The organism is Actinomadura rugatobispora, from assembly GCF_042656285.1.
In the GTDB taxonomy this organism is placed as follows: Bacteria; Actinomycetota; Actinomycetes; order Streptosporangiales; family Streptosporangiaceae; genus Spirillospora; species Spirillospora rugatobispora.
Map to the genome: position 1 here is coordinate 31,402 of NZ_JBHSON010000092.1, position 16,929 is coordinate 48,330.

Consider the following 16,929-nt stretch of genomic DNA (forward strand, 5'->3'; position numbering starts at 1 on the left):
GTCAGGCGCCGCGGCGCAGCGAGCCGGCCAGCTCGATCACGCGGGCCCGCGCGGCCGCGTCGCCCCGCGGGCTGACCAGCAGGTCGGTCGTCCCGGCGTCGGCGAAGCGGCGGATCGCCGCGGTCACGGCGCGCTCGTCGCCCGCGACGATGGTCTCCTGGACGCCGTCCAGGCCCTGGCGGTCCAGGATCGCGCGGTAGGCGGGGAAGTCGGAGGCGAAGCCGAGCTCGCCGGCCAGGGAGCGGCGGGCGCCGTCCGGGTCGCCGGTCAGCTCGATGATCACCGAGGACACGATCCGCGGCGCGGGCCGGCCCGCCTCCTCGGCCGCCTTGGTGATCGCCGGCACGATGTGGTCGCCGGTGGCCTCCGCCCCGACCCAGGTGGTGATGGTGCCGCCGGCCAGCTCGCCCGCCAGCCGCAGCATCTTGGGGCCGAGCGCGGCCAGCAGGACGGGCGGGGGAGCGGCGCCCGGCACCGACACCTTGGCCACGGCGGTGATGGTCTCGCCGCGGTAGTCGACCTCCTGGCCGTTCAGCAGCGGGAGCAGGGCCGTGAGGTATTCGCGGGTGTGCCGCAGCGGCCTGGCGTAGGAGTAGCCCAGCCGGTCCTCGATCAGCGGCGGGTGGCTCGGGCCGACGCCGAGGGTGAACCGCCCGCCGCTGAGGACCTGGGCGGTCAGCGCCTGGCCGGCCAGCGCGACCGGGTGCCGGGGATAGGTCGGGACGATGCCGGTGCCGACCTCGATCCCGGGGACGTCGCGGCCCGCGATACCGGCCACCGTGATCGCGTCCCAGTCGGTCAGCTGGCTCAGGAACGCGCTGTCGAGCCCCGCCTCGGCCGCCTCCCTGATCTCCCCGACCAGCTCCTCCAGCGTGGCTCCGCCGCCGCCGACGAACCGTCCGATCCGCATGATGCCTCCCGATACGCAGCAAGGTGAAGCGGAGATTCCGCTTCCGGTCGTCCACGGTACACTAACCTGAACGTGAAATTCCGGTTGAGGGGGAGGGCGCCCGTGCGGGCCGACGCGCGCAGGAACCGCGAGCGCATCGCCGCCGCGGCGCTCCGGCTGTTCGCCGAACGCGGGGCCGCCGCGTCGATGGAGGAGGTCGCGCGGGCGGCCGAGGTCGGCGTCGGCACCCTCTACCGGCACTTCCCCGACCGGCGCGCGCTGCTGGACGAGATCGCCGTCACCGCGCTCGACCGGCTCCTCGGCTTCGGCCGCGAGGTGGCCGACGAGGCCGAGGCGGCCGGCGAGGCCGGACGCGGCGCCCCGGAAGGCCCGGACGCGACGCCGCACTGGGACGCGCTGGTGCGCTTCGTCGAGTACTGCACCCTCCAGCCGCTCGCCCTGGTCAAGCAGCTGTCCGGCGGGACCTCCGCGAACCCGGACCGGCACGAGAAGGAGCGAGCCTCCGACGCGCTGATCGCCGAGCTGGCCGGGCGCGCCCAGAAGGAGGGCACGCTCCGCGGCGACCTGGCGCCGGACGAGGTCGTCGCCGTGCTCAGCGCGGCCGTGTGCCGTCCCGGCGCCCGCTTCGACGACCCCCTCACCCGCGTGATGCTCGACGGTCTCAGGAACCGGGCCCCGGGATGAGGGGAGGACGGGCCGTCCTGGGTACGGCGGAACCTGGCTGACCCCTTCCGCCGGCGCCGAGGATGGAGTGATGACGACCGTACTGATCACCGGATCGACCGCGGGCGTGGGCCGCCGCCTGGCCCGGAGCCTGGCCGAGCGGGGCGACACCGTCCTCGCGCACGGCCGCGACGCCGCCAAGCTCGACCTGCTGGCCAAGGAGCTGGACGGCGCGCGCCTCACCACCTTCACCGCCGACCTGGCCTCCCTCGCCGGCGTCCGGGCCCTGGCCGCCCGCGTCGCCGAGACCCGCGACCGGCTGGACGTGCTGGTCAACAACGCCGGGGTGGGCTTCGGCGGGCAGGGGGCGGGCCGCGAGACCGGCGCGGACGGCCACGAGCTCCGGCTGTCGGTCAACTACCTGGCGCCCGTGCTGCTCACCCGGTCGCTGCTGCCGCTGCTGCGGGCCGCCGCCCCGTCCAGGATCGTCAACGAGGGCTCGCTCGGCCAGGAGCCGATCGACTTCGGCGACCTGGACATGGAGCGGGACTACGACGGCGTGGTCGCGTACCGGCGGAGCAAGCTGGCCCTGGCCGCGTGGAGCTTCGACCTGGCCGAGGAACTGCGCGCCGACCGGATCGCGGTGAACTGCGTCCACCCGGCGACGTTCATGGACACCGCGATGGTGCGGGACGCGGGGGTCACGCCGCTGTCGACGGTCGACGAGGGCGCGGCGGCGGTGCTCCGGCTGATCGACGCGCCCCCGGAGGTCACCGGCCGCTTCTACGACGGCCCGCGGGAGTCCCGGGCCCATCGCGACGCCTACGACCCGGAGGTGCGGCGCCGCCTGCGGGAGGCGAGCGCGGCCCTGCTCGGCACGGTGTGATCGGCAGGTGTGATCGGCGCGGTGTGAGCGTTCCCACGCCGCGGCGGCCCGATTCTCCCGCCCGTCTTACGCATGATTTACCTGCGATTCGTTACAAAAGAGACAGCAGAGAAGGCCATCCGATCGGGGGATCATGGACGCCGTCGCCCTGTCCGACCTGCGCAAGCCGCGCGACTACCCGGCGGTCTCGGTGCTGATGCCGACCTGCCGCCGCACCCCGGAGAACCGCCAGGACCCCATCCGCCTCCGCAACCTGCTCGCCGAGACGCGGCGGCGGCTGCGCGCCGACGCGCGGATCGCGCCGGACACCGCCGAGGAGGTGCTGCGCGGCCTGGAGCGGGCGGCCGGCGAGTTCGACCCCCGGCACGCCGCCGACGCGCTGCTGCTGTTCGCCGCCCCGGGCGGCGAGCACCACACCTTCACGATCGACCAGCCGGTGGACGAGCGCGTCATCGTCGACTCCGGCTTCGCCATCCGCGACCTGGTCGCCGCGCACACCCGGACCCGCCGCTACTGGCTGCTGGTCCTGTCGGACCACGGCACCCGGCTGTGGGACGGGCGCGGCGGCGAGCTCACCGAGACGGCGCGCGGCGGGTTCCCGATGACCGCCGAGCCGCCCGGCGAGGAGGGCGAGGCGGGCCGCCGGTCCCCGCGCACCGGGCACTCCGAGGAGCGGCGGCACCGCGCGCTGATCCGCGACGTGCTGGCCGGCCTGGACGCCGTGCTGGCCCGCGACCGGCGGCCGGTGATCGTCGCGGGCGTCACCCGGCACCAGGCGTTCTTCGACGAGATGGCCGGTCCCCACGTGACCGTGGCGGGACGGATCGACGGCGGCTACGAGGGCGCCTCCGCGGGCGCCCTGGCCGACCTGGTGCGCCCGGTGCTGCAGGCCTACGAGGACCTGCGGGAGGTGGCGGTGCTGGCCGAGCTGGAGGCGGCCCGCGGCCTGCGCCGCTACGCCGGCGGCCTGGAGGAGGTCATGGGCCTGGTCGAGGAGGGGCGCGGCGAGCACCTGGTGGTCGAGCGCGGCTTCTACTCCGCGGCGGTCCTCGACCACGGCGAGACCATCCCGGTCGAGGGCCCCGTCGGCGCGCTCAAGGGCCACGGCGTCGTGGACGACGTGGTCGACCGCGTCATCGAGACCGCGCTGGAGTACGGCGGCGAGGTCACCTTCGTCTCCGACGGCTTCCTGGTCGACCACGACCGCATCGCCCTGGTCACCCGCTTCTGACCGCCCGCCCCGCCCGCGCGGGCGGGGCTAGCCGCGGGTGAGCCAGTTGGTGGCGATGTCGCCCAGCATCGAGCGGATGGTCAGCACGGCGACCCCGAGCGTGAGCAGCGGGGTGATGACCCAGCGCTCCACCTTGCCGTCGGTGCGCGGGATCACGGGGATGTCGATGCGCCACTTCATCGGCCAGAACACCGGGCAGCCGCGCGGCGTCAGGCAGTCCCCGACCACGTGCGCCAGGCAGCCCAGCGCGACGGCGAAGCCCGCGAAGCTCATGTCCAGGTCGTGCATGAGATAGACGGCCAGGGCGGCGACCGCGCAGTCGGCCAGCGCGGACTGCGGCTCCTTGCCCTCGAAGTCCAGGCCGATGCCGCGCAGCCCGAAACCGACGATCACGAACAGGGCGGCCCACCAGCCGTACACGAAATGGGTGGCCAGCGCGTCCATCGCCAGGCCCATCAGGACCGCGAACAGGATCGAGTGGGTGGCCTGCCGGTGCCCGCCCGACGCCTTGCCGACCCACTTGCACAGGTTCTTGGTGATCGGGCCGAAGGTGTTGGCGATGCGGCCGTTGTGGTGGTCGATGTCGGGCAGCAGCGCCGCGCCCGCGCACACCACGGCGCCCGCGAGGAGCTGACCGGGGGACAGCGACAGCGCGTGGTCTCCGAGCAGCCTTTCCTGGCTGAGAAGCGGTACGGTGCCCAGCCACACCAGCGCCCCGCTGAGGGCGTGCGTCTGCCCCATCATCCGCGGTCACCCCCGATATCCACTTGTGCCAACCCCGTCGTCCCCGCCCTTCTCCTCGCGGACTCTAACCCCTGAAGGACTGTTTTCAGGGGCGGCGCGCCGATGACGCCTTGTGTCCATTTGGATTGGGTACGGGCGTTTCCGGTTCCCGTTCTCCGGCGATTCCGCTCAGACCGGCACGTAGCGCCAGGCCCCGGACCGCTTCCCCGGCTCGTACGGCGCGTCCAGCCGCTTGGCGAGCACTCCGGGAAGCCCCTGGGACCGCGCCGCCTTCCGCACCGCGTCCGCCTCGCCCGGGTACCACGGCGCGGTCTGCCAGCGCGGGCCGTTGAGGTCCAGGTCGTCCAGCAGCTCGCGGCGCCGCCGGTACGGCTCGTCCAGCAGCGGCCGCCCGTCCAGGTACAGCAGGTCGGACAGCAGGTACGTCTCCTGCCCCTCCACCTCGGCCAGTTCACCGTCCAGCACGGCCGGACGGGCGCCCAGCGCCGCCCCCAGCCGCGACCCGAGACCCGCCGGGCCGCCGGTCTCGCGGGCGCGGCCGTCGGTGAAACGGGTCCGCCCGCCCTCGACGTAGGCCAGCAGCCGCCGCCCGCCCCACGCGAACTCGAAGGCGTACCGCGTGCGGTCGCGCGGCAGCCGCCCGTGCTCCTCCGGCAGCATCGGCCGCACCGCCTCGGGCACCGGCTCGGCGTCCGGATCCGCGGGCGGGTCCATGCGGTGGATCATCCAGTTCTTCCCGCGGGTCCGGAAGAGCACGTACCGGCCGGACACGCGCGAGCCGTGCAGGACCACCTTCACCTCGCGGTCCGACCATTTCTCGGTCTCGTACGTCCCGCGATCCCAGATCATCATTTTCCCGGCGCCGTACTCGCCCTTGGGGATATCGCCCTCGAACGCCGCGTACTCCAGCGGATGGTCCTCGGTGCGCACGGCCAGATGGTTGTTCTCCGGATCGGCCGGGACGCCCTTGGGCACCGCCCAGGACACCAGCACCCCGTCCCGCTCCAGCCGCACGTCCCAGTGCAGGCTCCGGGCGTGGTGCTCCTGGATCACGAACGTGTCGTCGTCGCCCTCGGGCAGCGGCCCCTCCGCCGGAACCGGCTCAGGGGTCCGCGCGGCGGCCCTCCTGCCCCGGTACTCGGCGAGCCGGTCACCCTTCTTCGCGGTCGCCACACCCGGTGCCTACCCATCCTCAGGGGATGAAGACGGCGTAGTCGGCCACCTCCGCCGTCAGCGTCGCGGGCAGGCCCGCCAGCGCCGACAGCTCCTCGGCGGACATGAACCCGCCGGTCTCCGCCCGCACCCGCTCGATCCGCACCGCCAGCTCCGGCGTCACCCCCGGCAGCAGCGTCAGCGCCTCCGCCGGCGCGTGGTTGACGTCCACCAGGCCGCCGTCGTTGTACTTGCGGGGCAGGTCGGGACGGCCGATCCGCAGTTCCTTGGCCAGCCCCGGATCCCCGGCGGCCAGCTCGCGGGCCTTCTGCCGCAGCGCCCGCTGCCGCCGCACCGCCTCGATCGCCGCCTCGTTGTCGACCCCCGACAGCCCGTGCGGGTCGAACACCTTCCGCCGGACCGCGAACGCGTGCCCGCACCCCACGAACGCCAGCAGGAACGTCAGCACCCCCACCGCGCCCTGCGTGCTGTCCGGCTCCTTGTCGATCCCCGGCAGCAGCGTCAGCATCAGCACGAACACCGCGACGTAGACCGCCGAGGCCACCGCCAGGTGGGTGCTGCGCCGCCACACGGCCGCGACGGCGAAGGTGAACGGGGTCGCGTAACCGAGTGTCAGGAAGGGCAGGGCCGCCCAGGTCACGCTCATCGCCGCGCGTCCCGGCGGCATGCTGTCCGAAGGTACCCGCGGTTCGTACGGCACTGGGGCTTTCATCAGAAGCGCACTCCCGAGCCGGTCTGGGGAGATTGGGCTCTAGATCCTTTTTGTACCCGTGGTCATGGTCGTGGAAGGGTCAGGGAAGGGTCAGGATCTCGTGGCCGTCCTCCGTCACCAGCACGGTGTGCTCGAACTGCGCGGTGCGCCTGCGGTCCTTCGTGACGACCGTCCAGCCGTCGTTCCAGATGTCGTAGTCGTGCACGCCCAGCGTCAGCATCGGCTCGACCGTGAACGTCATCCCCGGCTCGATGACCGTCGTCGCCGTCGGGTCGTCGAAGTGCGGCACCACCAGCCCGGAGTGGAACGTCGTCCCGATCCCGTGCCCGGTGAAGTCGCGCACCACCCCGTACCCGAACCGCTTGGCGTACGACTGGATCACCCGGCCGACCACGTTCAGCGCCCGGCCCGGCGCCACCGCCCGGATGCCCCGCATCATCGCCTCGTGCGTCCGCTCCACCAGCAGCCGCGACTCCTCGTCCACGCTCCCGCACAGGAACGTCGCGTCGGTGTCGCCGTGCACCCCGTCCACGAACGCCGTGATGTCGATGTTGATGATGTCGCCGTCCCGCAGCACCGTGTCGTCCGGGATGCCGTGGCAGATCACCTCGTTGATCGAGGTGCACAGCGACTTCGGGAACCCCCGGTACCCCAGTGTGGACGGGTAGGCGTCGCGCTCCAGCAGGAACTTGTGGCCGATCACGTCGAGTTCGTCGGTCGTGATCCCCGGCCGGATGTGCTTGCCGACCTCCTCCAGAGCCTGCGCCGCGATCCGCCCCGCCACCCGCATCCGCTCGATGATCTCGGGCGACTTCACGTCCGGTTCACCCGTTCTGGGGCGCTTCTTCCCTACGTACTCCGGACGCGGAATGTGCGCCGGTACCTTGCGCATGGGGGAGACGCGGCCAGGCCGGAGTAGTTGGGTCGTCATAGTGAGGGAGTGTAGTCAGCGCGCCCCGGGCACGAATCCCTAGGCGGCGGCGAGAAACGAGGAGGCGGTATGAAGGGCGACTCTGCCAAGGACGACGGCGACTGGTGGTTCTGCCTCAAGCACATGAAGGTCGAGCACGGGCCCGGCTGCCCCAACAAGGACCGGATGGGCCCCTACGCGTCCGAGACCGCCGCCGCCGGAGCCCTGGAACTGGCCCGCCAGCGCAACGAGCAGTGGGCCCGCCAGGACGAAGAGGACTGAGCCCGGAGGACTGACCCCGCGAGTCAGTCGACCGTGGGGCCGCTCACCGCCTCCAGCAGGCGGGCGAGCCGTCCCCTGAGGCCGCGGGGGCCGCCGCTCCGCGGGGCGGCGTCCCGCGCGGCGGCGCTGACCAGATGCTGGGCCCCGTCGAAGGTGATCAGCCCCTCCCCGGCCGGGACGGTCAGAGCCTCGTGCGCCAGGCCGCGCAGGTCGCGGTCGCCGCCCTCCAGGGCCAGGACGACCGCGCCGGTGCGGCGCGCGTCGTCGACCCGCTCCAGCAGCGGCACCGGGGCCTCGTCCTCGGCGACGACGAAGAGCGTCTCGCCGCGCCCGGCCGACTCCAGGCGCTCCAGGCCCACCGCCAGGTGGGACGGCGCGCCCGGCGGCGGCGACCAGCGCACCAGGGTGGGGGACAGGCCCGGCAGCCCGCCCAGGCGGCTCTCGTCGTCGAGATGGGCGGCCATGTGCCAGGGGTCCCCGGCGGGGGTCCCCACCAGCAGCAGCCCGCCGGGGGTGCGCGCGCTGGTGCGCAGCGCGCTCCCGAACTCCCCGGTGCGCTCCAGCCATCCGGTGGCGGCCAGCACCTCGCGCAGCATCGTGACCTGCTCGGCGTCCACGGCCTCCATGGTGCCCGACGCGGCCGCGCGCGCAGGCGGTTTTCGGCATGCGGCAGGGCGGTCTGACCCGCGGGTGACCCCACCTGGCAGACTCGATCGCATGACTGAGGCGCAGAAGACCCCGTACGACCTCCCCGACGTGACCGGCCTGAAGATCGGGATCCTGGGCGGCACCGGCGACCAGGGCAAGGGGCTGGCCCGGCGGTTCGCGCTGGCCGGCCACGAGGTGATCATCGGCTCGCGCAAGGCGGAGCGGGCCCAGGAGGCCGCCGACGACCTGGACGAGGGGCTGCCGGTGCGCGGCGCGGAGAACCCGGTCGCGGCGTCCGAGGCGGACGTGGTCGTGATCGCGGTGCCGTGGGAAGGGCACCGGCCCACGCTGGAGTCGCTGCGCGCCGAGCTCGCCGGGAAGATCGTGGTCGACTGCGTGAACCCGCTCGGCTTCGACAAGCGCGGTGCCTACCCGTTGCCGGTCGAGGAGGGCAGCGCCGCCCAGCAGGCCGCCGCCGTCCTGGAGGACAGCCGGGTGGTCGCCGCTTTCCACCACGTCTCGGCGGTGCTGCTGCTCGATCCCGAGGTGGCGGAGATGGAGCTGGACGTGCTGGTGCTCGGCGACGACCGGGAGGCCACCGACCTGGTCCAGGCGCTGGCCGGCCGGATCCCCGGGATGCGCGGGGTGTACGGCGGGCGGCTGCGCAACGCGGGCCAGGTGGAGGCGTTCACCGCCAACCTGATCTCCATGAACCGGCGCTACAAGGCGCACGCCGGGCTCCGCGTCACCGACGTCTGACGTGCCGGAGCGCGGGGCGGCCCGGGTCCTGCTTCCGTCGTCCCGGCCCGGGCCGATGCGGGCCGTGCTGCGGCGGGTCGGGATCGCCCTGCTCCTGCTGTTCGCGGTCGTCGCCGCGGTCTACGCGGACCGCGACGGCTACCGCGACAACGCGGGCGGCCCGCTGTCGCTGCTCGACTGCTTCTACTACGCCACCGTGACCGTCTCCACGACCGGCTACGGTGACATCACGCCGGTCAGCCAGGGCGCGCGGCTGGTCAACATCGTCTTCGTCACTCCGGTGCGGGTGCTGTTCCTGATCGTCCTCGTGGGCACGACCCTCGAGGTGCTGGCCGAACGCACCCGCGCGGACTGGCGGCTGTCCCGCTGGAGGGGCCGGGTGCGCGACCACATCGTGGTGGCCGGCTACGGAACCAAGGGCCGTAGCGCCATCAAGACCCTGCTGACCGCCGGCGTCGACCGCGAGCACATCGTGGTGGTCGACCCCGATCCGCGCGTCGTGGCCGAGGCCACCGAGGCGGGGCTGGTGGGCGTCATCGGGGACGCCACCCGCAGCTCGGTGCTGCGCCAGGCGGCCGTGGACCGCGCCAGGGTCGTGGTGGTGGCCAGCGCCCGCGACGACACCTCCGTGCTGATCACGCTCACCGCCCGGCAGCTCAACCCGTCCGCCAAGATCCAGGCGGCGGTGCGGGAGTCGGAGAACGTCCCCCTCCTGCGGCAGAGCGGCGCCGACCACGTCATCACCACCTCCGAGGCCGCGGGACGGCTGCTGGGCGTCTCCACCAGCCAGCCCAACGTGAGCGAGGTCATCGAGGACCTCCTCGAACAGGGCACCGGGCTCGACCTGGTCGAGCGCGAGGTGCGCCCCGGCGAGGTCGGCGGCCCGCTGCGGGACCTGCCCGAACCCGCGATCGCGCTGGTCCGGGACGGGCGGACGCTGCCGTACGACGACGGCGCCTGCGCCCGCCTGGAGCCCGGCGACCGCGTCATCGTGGCCCGCTCCAACGGACGGTGGCGGGAGCGGTAGCGGGCGTCCGCGCGTCCAAGTGCCGGACCCCCGTATGATCGGAAGCCCCCCAGGGCAGGTGAAGATGAGGCAGATCCGGTCGGCCGACCCGTGGAGCACGTTCCTGACCGCGTCCGGCCGGGGCAGCGCCCTGGCCGCGACCTCCGCGAGGCCCCCCGCGACCCACCCCGACCACGGTGACGCGCCCGACGCCGCCGACCTCCCCGAGGCGTGCCGGCTGGTGGTCGCCAGGCTGGGCGAGGGGCGCGGCCCGCTGAGCCTGGAGCAGCTCCACCACTCCACCGGCCTCGGCCTGCTGGAGGTCGCCGACGCCGTCGAGCGGCTGCTCGATCGCGGCGTGGTGACCGTGGAGCGCGAGGTCGACGAGCTGGTGCGGCTGCGGGAATGATCGGCTATCTGGTCGCGGTCTCGCTCAGCTGCCTGGTCGGCGTCGCCGAGCTGATCAGCCGCTACCGGGACCGGCCGACCACCCTGGTACGGGTGCCCAGCACCTGGGCCTACGTCCTGATCAACGGGGCCGCGGGGGCCGGTTCGCTGCTGCTCCTGCACACCTTCGACTGGAAGTTCGGCGTGAAGTCGCCGGACGTCGCCGGCGCCACCCAGGTCCTGGTGGCCAGCCTGGGCTCGATGATGGTCTTCCGCAGCGCGGTCTTCACCGTCCGCGTCGGCGACGAGGACGTGGCCGTCGGCCCGAGCACGCTGCTGACCTCGCTGCTGGCGGCCGCCGACCGCGGCGTCGACCGCATGCAGGCCAAGACCCGCGCGCACGAGGCCGGCGAGATCATGCGCGGCGTCTCCTTCGCCAAGTCCCGCCTGGCCCTCCCCACCTACTGCCTGGGCCTCCTCCAGAACGTCTCCGCCGAGGACCAGGCCGACCTGAGAACCGCCGTGGACGCCCTGGCGGGCAGCGAGATGACCGACGCCCAGATGGCCCTCAACCTGGGCCTGCTCCTCATGAACGTGGCGGGCCCCGACGTCCTGAGCGCCGCCGTGGACACCCTCCGCGAAGAGATCTCCATCGCCGGCGTCCCCGCCGCCGTCCCGGCGCCCCGGTAGCCGCTCCACACGCCCGCGAGGCCGCGTCCTCACGGACACGGCCTCGCGAGCGGGGGTGGGGTTTCCCGGGATGGCTCAGTGGTAGGTGTGCTCGGGAGCCGGGAACACGCCTCCGACGACGTCGTCGGCGTAGCTGCGGGCGGCGTCGCCCAGGATGGTCGCGAGGTCGGCGTACTTCTTGACGAACTTGGCGGTGCGCGGGGTGAGGCCGGCCATGTCCTGCCAGACGAGGACCTGGGCGTCGGTGTTGTCGCCGGCGCCGATGCCGATGGTCGGGATGGACAGGGAGGTGGTGACCTTGGCGGCGAGGTCCTCGGGGACGCATTCGAGGACGACGGAGAAGGCCCCGGCCGCCTCGAGGGCCTTGGCGTCGGCCATGAGCTCGTCGCCGGCCTGGCCGCGGCCCTGGACGCGGTAGCCGCCGAAGACGTTCACCGACTGCGGGGTGAGGCCGAGGTGGGCCATGACCGGGATGCCCGCGGCGACCATCGCCTCGACCTGGGGCAGGATGCGGCGGCCGCCTTCGAGCTTGACGGCGTGGGCGCCGGTCTCCTTGAGGAAGCGGGTGGCGGTGGCGAGCGCCTCGCCGGTGCCGCTCTGGTAGGAGCCGAAGGGGAGGTCGGCGACGACCATCGCGCGCTGGGAGCCGCGGACGACGGCGGCGGTGAGCGGGATGAGGTCGTCGACGGTGACGGGGATGGTGGAGTCGTACCCGTAGACGACCATGGCGGCGGAGTCGCCGACCAGGAGCACGGGGATGCCCGCCTCGTCGAACACGCGCGCGGTGAGGGCGTCGTACGCGGTGAGCATCGGCCACTTCTCGTGCCGCTCCTTGGCGGCGGCGATGTCGCGCACGGTGACCCGTCGCCCGCCCTTGCCGCCGTACAGGGCGGTCGGCTGCTGGGCGTTCTGCTGGGCCGGGGCAGCGGAAGAAGACACGGTGAAGAACCTCCAGTCTCGAGGCGCCACGGTGGCGTACCCGGACGGATCCGATGATCCCACTCACCCAACGATTCGGGTAGCCCCCAGATTCCTTCGCCGGACCGTTCCAGCAGGGGCCCGGCCGTTACGAAACGCTACGGTTGCGTATCGGATCGACCCGGGCGTACGCTCGTCACGAGATTACGAAACGCTTCCGTATCGGAGCCCCCCGGGAGGGCCGTGAACCGCGAGACCGTCCACCGCCGCCGCTGGTACATCCTCGGCGTGCTGAACTTCAGCCTGCTCGTGGTGGTGCTGGACAACACCATCCTCAACGTGGCCCTGAAGACCATCGCCGACCCCGAGGCGGGCCTCGGCGCCACCCAGAGCCAGCTGGAATGGGCGATCAACTCCTACACGCTGGTGTTCGCCGGGCTGCTGTTCACCTTCGGCGTGATCGGCGACCGGCTGGGCCGCAAGCGGGTCCTGGTCGCGGGCATGGCCCTGTTCGCGGTGGCCTCTCTGCTGTCGTCGTACGCGCAGAGCCCCGGCCAGCTGATCGCGGCCCGCGCCCTGATGGGACTGGGCGGCGCGGCGATCATGCCGCAGACCCTGTCGATCATCACCAACGTCTTCGAACCGCACGAGCGGGCCCGCGCCATCGGCATCTGGAGCGGCGCGGTCGGCCTGGCCATCGCCATCGGCCCGGTCACCGGCGGGCTGCTGCTGCAGCACTTCTGGTGGGGCTCGGTGTTCCTGATCAACGTGCCGGTCATCGTGCTCGGCGCCGTCCTGATCGCCCTCCTGGTGCCCGAGTCCCGCAACCCCGACCCGGGCGGCCTCGACCCCGCCGGGGTGCTGCTGTCGATCGCCGGCCTGGTCACCCTCTCGTACGGCATCATCCAGGGCGGCGAGCGCGGCGCCTGGCTGGAACCCGGTGTGCTCGGGCCGATCGCCGCCGGCCTCGCCGTGCTCGCGGCCTTCGCCTGGAACGAGGCGCGCATCGACCACCCGGCCTTCGACGTGCGGCTGTTCCGCGACCCGCGGCTGTCGGCCGCCGTCGCCGCGATCGCGCTGTGCTTCTTCGCCGCCTCCGGGATGTTCTTCTTCACCGGCTTCTACCTGCAGTCGGTGCGCGGCCTCAGCGCCCTGCAGTCGGGCGCGATGCTGCTGCCGTTCGCCGCCGCCCAGCTGATCTTCTCCACCCGCAGCGCCGCCATGGTCCACCGCTTCGGCGCCAGGGCCGTCTGCACCGCCGGGCTGCTGATGATCGCCGCGGCGCTGGCCACCTACCCGCTGATCGGCGTCGGCACCGGGACGCCGCTGTGGGCGCTGGGCGTGATCTTCTTCGTGCAGGGCGCCGGGATGGCCAACGTCATGCCGCCCGCCACCGAGTCGGTCATGTCCGCGCTGCCCCGCGAGAAGGCCGGCGCGGGCTCGGCCCTCAACAACACCGCCCGGCAGGTCGCGGTCGCCATGGGCGTCGCCGTCCTCGGCTCGGCGCTCGCCGCGATCTACCGCGACCGGCTCGCCGAGCCGCTGGCCGCGCTCCCGGCCGGCGCCCGCGCCGCGGCGGGGGAGTCGATCGAGGGCGCGCACGCGGTCGCCGCCCGGCTCGGCGCCGCCGGGCACGGCCTGGCCGGACAGGCCGACGCCGCGTTCGTCGAGGCCATGCGCACTACCGCGGGCGGCGCCGCCGTCGTGGCGCTGCTCGGCGCCCTGGTCGTGCTCAAGTGGATGCCGGGCCGCGCCGCCCGCGACACGCCCGAACCGGAGGGGACCGACGCGGCGTCCCGCGAACGCGCCGGGGTGTGACAATGGGACTCCGATGAGCGAGACGACGACACGCGACCCCGCCGCCCGCGCCCCCGGCCGCCCCCGCAGCGAGCGCGCCGAGAAGGCGATCATCGAGGCCGTCCTCGACCTGCTGGCCGAGGAGTCGGGGGTGGCCGCCGTCTCCATCGAGGCCGTCGCCGCCCGCGCCGGCGTCGGCAAGACCACCATCTACCGCCGCTGGCCCAACAAGGAGGCGCTGATCGTCGGGGCGCTGGCCGCGGCCAAGCGCCCCCTGCACGACCCCGAGCACGGCTCCCTGCGCGCCGACCTGGTCGAACTCGCCCGCCAGATCGGCGCCGAGCGCGGCGACCGGCACGCCCGCTGCTTCTGGAACGTGGTCGGCGGCGCCGAGAAGCACCCCCGGCTCTACGCCCGCTACCGCAACGACGTCATCGAACCGCGCCGCGAAGTGCTCCGGCGGGTGCTGCGCCGCGGCCTGGAGCGCGGCGAGCTGCGTCCCGGCGTCGACCCCGAGGTCGCCATCGCGCTGCTCGTCGGCGCGCTCGCCCACAAGACCCCGCGGGACCGGCTGCCCGAGGGCTTTCCCGAAGCGGTCGTCGACACCGTACTCGGGGGTATCGGCACCGAAGCCGCCCTTGGGACGAATGCCGAACGCTAGAATCGCGGCCCCATCCAAGAGAACTTCCGCACTAATTCGGCGTCCGGCACGTGATCTTCTCCCTTGATCGCGCCTCATGCCCCATACTGGCGCTTGGAGTGCTAGGACGACCGGCTGTCTGGAGCGCGTCTGGTGAGATCCGTCATGGCGTCGCGAGGCGATGCGTCCACCGCCGATTCCGCGTCCCGCACCCTCGTTCTGGGCATCGACGGGACGCGCCGGATCGTGCAGTGCGGGCCCAACGCCCGCGCCGTGCTGGGCTACGCCCCCGGAGACCTGATCGGCCGCGCCGCGGGCGAACTGGCCTGCGACGAGGCCAAGGCCGAGCTGGAGACGCTGCTGGAGGCCATCGCCTCCGGCCAGGAGCGCACCGCCGTCCTGGCCGTCCGCCGCGGCGACGCGGAGCCCGACGGCGAGGGCGGCACCACCGACGCCGTCGTCACCGCCCAGCCCATGGTCGGCGGCGACACCGGCGCCGCCCCGATGGGCCTCCTGCACGTCCGCGTCGCGCTCCCGCTCAGCGAGCGCTACCAGGACCCGGCCCTCATGCGCCGCGCCCTCCTGGACGACCCCCTCACCCGCTTCGGCGCCTCCCTCGACCTCGACCAGTCCGCCAAGGGCCTGGTCGACGTGATCGTCCCGCACTTCTGCACCACCGCCTCGGTGCTGGTGCTGGAGAGCCTGGTCGCCGCCGACGAGGTGCACAGCGAGTCGGGCTCGGCCGTCCTGCGCCGCATCGCCGTCACCTCCGACGACGGCAACGCCCTGTGGACGTCCACGTTCCCGGTCGGCGAGGTGCTCGTCTACCCCGAGGGCACCCCCTTCCGCGAGGTCCTGGAGAGCGCCCGCCCCGTCCACCTCCCGCACGTCGACGCCGGCGTCGCCGGCGACATCGCCGCCCGCTGGCGGCGCACCCCCGCGGGAGAGCTGCTCACCGGCGTCTCCATGGTGCTGCTGCCGATGATCGCCCGCGACACCCTCCTCGGCTTCATCTCCTGCACCCGCGTGCCCGGCTTCCGCCGCTTCGACGCCTACGACGTCGAGATCGGCATGGAGTTCGCCGCCCGCGCCGCCATCGTCATCGACAACGCCCGCCGCTTCAGCCGGGAACGCGCCACAGCCCTCGCGCTGCAGCGCAGCCTGCTGCCGCACCGGCTGTCGGCCCCCTCCTCCGTCGAGGTCCGGCACCGCTACCTCCCCGGCAGCCAGCTGGTCGAGGTCGGCGGCGACTGGTACGAGTCCATCGCGCTCCCCGGCGCCCGCGTCGCCCTCATCGTCGGCGACGTCGCCGGGCACGGCGTCCGCGCCGCCGTCACCATGGGCCGGCTCCGCACCGCGCTCCACACCCTCGCCAACCTCGAGCACCCGCCCGCCGACGCCCTGCACGTCATGCACGAGCTGATGGTCGAGCTCGGCGAGCAGGAACCGCACTTCGCCACCTGCCTGTACGCGGTCTACGACGCCACCTCGGGCACCCTCGAGGTCGCCTCCGCCGGCCACCTGCCGCCCCTGCTCGTCGGCCCCGACGGCACCACCCGGTACCTGGAGGTCCCACCCGCCCCGCCGCTCGGCGTCGCCGGCTCGGCCACCATCGAGAGCCGCGAGTTCGAGGTCGAGGACGGCAGCGTCTTCGTCATCTACACCGACGGCCTCGTGGAGAACCGCGGCCGCGACATCGACGACGGCCTCGAACGCCTCCAGGGCGTCTTCGGCCCCGACACCGTGGACCGTCCCATGGAGGAACTCGCCAAGGCCACCCTCGCCGGCGTCTACGCCGACCGCCACCGCGACGACATCGCCGTCCTCCTCGCCCGGCTCCGCCGTATCCCCGGCGACCGCTTCACCACCTGGACGCTGCCCGCCGACCCCGCCGCCGTCCGCCGCGCCCGCGGCCTCGTCCGCACCCAGCTCGACGAATGGGACCTCGGCGAACTCGCCTACACCACCGAGCTCCTGGCCTCCGAGCTCATCACCAACGCCTGGCGGTACGCCCCCAGCGGCCCCATCGAGCTGCGCCTCCTCTACGAACGCACCCTCGTCTGCGAGGTCCTCGACCGCTCCGCCGCCCTGCCCCGCCTCCGCCGCGCCGCCGACGACGACGAGAACGGCCGCGGCCTCCTCGTCGTCAGCCAGCTCGCCCACCGCTGGGGCACCCGCCGCACCGCCACCGGCAAGGTCGTCTGGTGCGAACAGACCATCCCCGGCGTCGACCCGGACCCCCCAGAACCCCAAAGCACCTGGCCAGGCCAGGCCCACCACAGCATCTAACTGGGGGCCACCCCCAGACCCCAGGCGGGGTGAGCGGCCCCTTCGCTCGCCTGGGGGCTCGCTACGCGGCCCCTCACCCCGGTGGGGGGCAGCCCCCCACACCCCCCGGCAGGGGGCTCCGCCCCCCACACCCCCCGGCAGGGAGGGCTCCGCCCCCCTGCACCCCCGGCCTGTGTTTATCTGGGGGGCCACCCCCCAGACCCCCGGGGCGGGGTGTTCGCGCCCTTCCGCTCGCCTGGGGGCTCGCTCCAGGGCGCGCACCCCCCGGTGGGGGCTCCGCCCCC

At 73.6% G+C, this 16,929-nt stretch carries 18 protein-coding genes; 11 read left to right on the plus strand and 7 right to left on the minus strand.

Annotated elements, in window-relative coordinates; translation table 11 throughout:
• Window position 1: 1 nt before the first annotated feature.
• Window positions 2-910 carry an LLM class F420-dependent oxidoreductase gene (locus ACFPZN_RS44110; RefSeq protein WP_378288820.1) on the minus strand — a complete coding sequence of 303 codons (909 nt, stop codon included), beginning with the start codon at window positions 908-910 and terminating at the stop codon, window positions 2-4.
• Window positions 911-1,012: 102 nt separating this feature from the next.
• Between ACFPZN_RS44110 and ACFPZN_RS44115 the strand changes: the two genes are divergently transcribed.
• The 3 genes from ACFPZN_RS44115 (at window position 1,013) to ACFPZN_RS44125 (ending at window position 3,690) form a co-directional block, all read left to right on the plus strand.
• Complete coding sequence (locus ACFPZN_RS44115; protein ID WP_378288822.1) at window positions 1,013-1,594, plus strand: TetR/AcrR family transcriptional regulator; 582 nt, start codon at window positions 1,013-1,015, stop codon at window positions 1,592-1,594.
• 70 nt (window positions 1,595-1,664) lie between these two features.
• Window positions 1,665-2,459 (plus strand): SDR family NAD(P)-dependent oxidoreductase, encoded by a 795-nt coding sequence (locus ACFPZN_RS44120; RefSeq protein ID WP_378288824.1) that lies wholly within the window; start codon window positions 1,665-1,667, stop codon window positions 2,457-2,459.
• Between the two features lie 133 nt (window positions 2,460-2,592).
• Window positions 2,593-3,690: a baeRF3 domain-containing protein gene (locus ACFPZN_RS44125; protein WP_378288826.1), complete on the plus strand. Its 1,098-nt coding sequence runs from the start codon at window positions 2,593-2,595 to the stop codon at window positions 3,688-3,690.
• Window positions 3,691-3,717: 27 nt separating this feature from the next.
• On the opposite strand, the gene ACFPZN_RS44130 is transcribed toward ACFPZN_RS44125, so the two are convergent.
• The 4 genes from ACFPZN_RS44130 to map all read right to left on the minus strand — a co-directional run bounded on the left by ACFPZN_RS44130 (window position 3,718) and on the right by map (window position 7,250).
• The gene (locus tag ACFPZN_RS44130; protein ID WP_378288828.1) at window positions 3,718-4,434 is read right to left on the minus strand and encodes a metal-dependent hydrolase; all 717 of its coding nucleotides are present in this window, start codon (window positions 4,432-4,434) and stop codon (window positions 3,718-3,720) included.
• 168 nt (window positions 4,435-4,602) lie between these two features.
• Window positions 4,603-5,607: a DNA polymerase ligase N-terminal domain-containing protein gene (locus tag ACFPZN_RS44135; protein WP_378288830.1), complete on the minus strand. Its 1,005-nt coding sequence runs from the start codon at window positions 5,605-5,607 to the stop codon at window positions 4,603-4,605.
• Window positions 5,608-5,626: 19 nt separating this feature from the next.
• Window positions 5,627-6,274: a ComEA family DNA-binding protein gene (locus ACFPZN_RS44140; protein WP_378288832.1), complete on the minus strand. Its 648-nt coding sequence runs from the start codon at window positions 6,272-6,274 to the stop codon at window positions 5,627-5,629.
• Between the two features lie 124 nt (window positions 6,275-6,398).
• Window positions 6,399-7,250, minus strand: coding sequence for a type I methionyl aminopeptidase (map, locus tag ACFPZN_RS44145; RefSeq protein WP_378288834.1), 852 nt, complete (start codon window positions 7,248-7,250; stop codon window positions 6,399-6,401).
• 69 nt (window positions 7,251-7,319) lie between these two features.
• Here map and ACFPZN_RS44150 point away from each other — a divergent pair, with 69 nt between their 5' ends.
• Window positions 7,320-7,511 carry a hypothetical protein gene (locus ACFPZN_RS44150; protein ID WP_378288837.1) on the plus strand — a complete coding sequence of 64 codons (192 nt, stop codon included), beginning with the start codon at window positions 7,320-7,322 and terminating at the stop codon, window positions 7,509-7,511.
• A gap of 23 nt (window positions 7,512-7,534) precedes the next feature.
• Here ACFPZN_RS44150 and ACFPZN_RS44155 read toward each other — a convergent pair whose 3' ends face one another.
• Window positions 7,535-8,137 (minus strand): hypothetical protein, encoded by a 603-nt coding sequence (locus tag ACFPZN_RS44155; RefSeq protein ID WP_378288839.1) that lies wholly within the window; start codon window positions 8,135-8,137, stop codon window positions 7,535-7,537.
• A 91-nt stretch (window positions 8,138-8,228) separates the two neighbouring features.
• Between ACFPZN_RS44155 and npdG the strand changes: the two genes are divergently transcribed.
• The 4 genes from npdG to ACFPZN_RS44175 all read left to right on the plus strand — a co-directional run bounded on the left by npdG (window position 8,229) and on the right by ACFPZN_RS44175 (window position 11,001).
• On the plus strand, window positions 8,229-8,918 hold the full coding sequence (gene npdG, locus ACFPZN_RS44160) for an NADPH-dependent F420 reductase (protein ID WP_378288841.1): 690 nt from the start codon (window positions 8,229-8,231) through the stop codon (window positions 8,916-8,918).
• 1 nt (window position 8,919) lies between these two features.
• Window positions 8,920-9,945, plus strand: a complete 1,026-nt coding sequence (locus tag ACFPZN_RS44165) for a potassium channel family protein (RefSeq protein WP_378288843.1) — start codon at window positions 8,920-8,922, stop codon at window positions 9,943-9,945.
• Window positions 9,946-10,009: 64 nt separating this feature from the next.
• A complete protein-coding gene (locus ACFPZN_RS44170) occupies window positions 10,010-10,333 on the plus strand; it encodes a hypothetical protein (protein WP_378288845.1) in 324 nt (107 codons plus the stop codon).
• Window positions 10,330-11,001, plus strand: a complete 672-nt coding sequence (locus ACFPZN_RS44175) for a hypothetical protein (protein WP_378288847.1) — start codon at window positions 10,330-10,332, stop codon at window positions 10,999-11,001. Before ACFPZN_RS44170 ends, ACFPZN_RS44175 begins: the two co-directional genes overlap by 4 nt.
• Window positions 11,002-11,076: 75 nt before the next feature.
• On the opposite strand, the gene panB is transcribed toward ACFPZN_RS44175, so the two are convergent.
• Entirely contained in the window at window positions 11,077-11,940 is an 864-nt protein-coding gene (panB, locus tag ACFPZN_RS44180) for a 3-methyl-2-oxobutanoate hydroxymethyltransferase (protein ID WP_378288849.1), read from the minus strand.
• A 222-nt stretch (window positions 11,941-12,162) separates the two neighbouring features.
• Between panB and ACFPZN_RS44185 the strand changes: the two genes are divergently transcribed.
• The 3 genes from ACFPZN_RS44185 (at window position 12,163) to ACFPZN_RS44195 (ending at window position 16,645) form a co-directional block, all read left to right on the plus strand.
• The gene (locus ACFPZN_RS44185) at window positions 12,163-13,737 is read left to right on the plus strand and encodes an MFS transporter (protein ID WP_378288851.1); all 1,575 of its coding nucleotides are present in this window, start codon (window positions 12,163-12,165) and stop codon (window positions 13,735-13,737) included.
• Window positions 13,738-13,750: 13 nt separating this feature from the next.
• A complete protein-coding gene (locus ACFPZN_RS44190; RefSeq protein WP_378288853.1) occupies window positions 13,751-14,377 on the plus strand; it encodes a TetR/AcrR family transcriptional regulator in 627 nt (208 codons plus the stop codon).
• Between the two features lie 144 nt (window positions 14,378-14,521).
• Complete coding sequence (locus ACFPZN_RS44195; RefSeq protein ID WP_378288855.1) at window positions 14,522-16,645, plus strand: SpoIIE family protein phosphatase; 2,124 nt, start codon at window positions 14,522-14,524, stop codon at window positions 16,643-16,645.
• Window positions 16,646-16,929: the final 284 nt, after the last annotated feature.

Bases quoted from the DNA above. Each gene is read 5' to 3' on its own strand.
- ACFPZN_RS44155 (WP_378288839.1), bottom strand. From the start codon at position 8,137: ATGGAGGCCGTGGACGCCGAGCAGGTCACGATGCTGCGCGAGGTGCTG.
- ACFPZN_RS44150 (WP_378288837.1), top strand. From the start codon at position 7,320: ATGAAGGGCGACTCTGCCAAGGACGACGGCGACTGGTGGTTCTGCCTC.
- ACFPZN_RS44190 (WP_378288853.1), top strand. From the start codon at position 13,751: ATGAGCGAGACGACGACACGCGACCCCGCCGCCCGCGCCCCCGGCCGC.
- ACFPZN_RS44175 (WP_378288847.1), top strand. From the start codon at position 10,330: ATGATCGGCTATCTGGTCGCGGTCTCGCTCAGCTGCCTGGTCGGCGTC.
- ACFPZN_RS44125 (WP_378288826.1), top strand. From the start codon at position 2,593: ATGGACGCCGTCGCCCTGTCCGACCTGCGCAAGCCGCGCGACTACCCG.
- ACFPZN_RS44110 (WP_378288820.1), bottom strand. From the start codon at position 910: ATGCGGATCGGACGGTTCGTCGGCGGCGGCGGAGCCACGCTGGAGGAG.
- ACFPZN_RS44170 (WP_378288845.1), top strand. From the start codon at position 10,010: ATGAGGCAGATCCGGTCGGCCGACCCGTGGAGCACGTTCCTGACCGCG.
- map (WP_378288834.1), bottom strand. From the start codon at position 7,250: ATGACGACCCAACTACTCCGGCCTGGCCGCGTCTCCCCCATGCGCAAG.
- ACFPZN_RS44120 (WP_378288824.1), top strand. From the start codon at position 1,665: ATGACGACCGTACTGATCACCGGATCGACCGCGGGCGTGGGCCGCCGC.
- npdG (WP_378288841.1), top strand. From the start codon at position 8,229: ATGACTGAGGCGCAGAAGACCCCGTACGACCTCCCCGACGTGACCGGC.
- ACFPZN_RS44130 (WP_378288828.1), bottom strand. From the start codon at position 4,434: ATGATGGGGCAGACGCACGCCCTCAGCGGGGCGCTGGTGTGGCTGGGC.
- ACFPZN_RS44140 (WP_378288832.1), bottom strand. From the start codon at position 6,274: ATGCCGCCGGGACGCGCGGCGATGAGCGTGACCTGGGCGGCCCTGCCC.
- ACFPZN_RS44195 (WP_378288855.1), top strand. From the start codon at position 14,522: ATGGCGTCGCGAGGCGATGCGTCCACCGCCGATTCCGCGTCCCGCACC.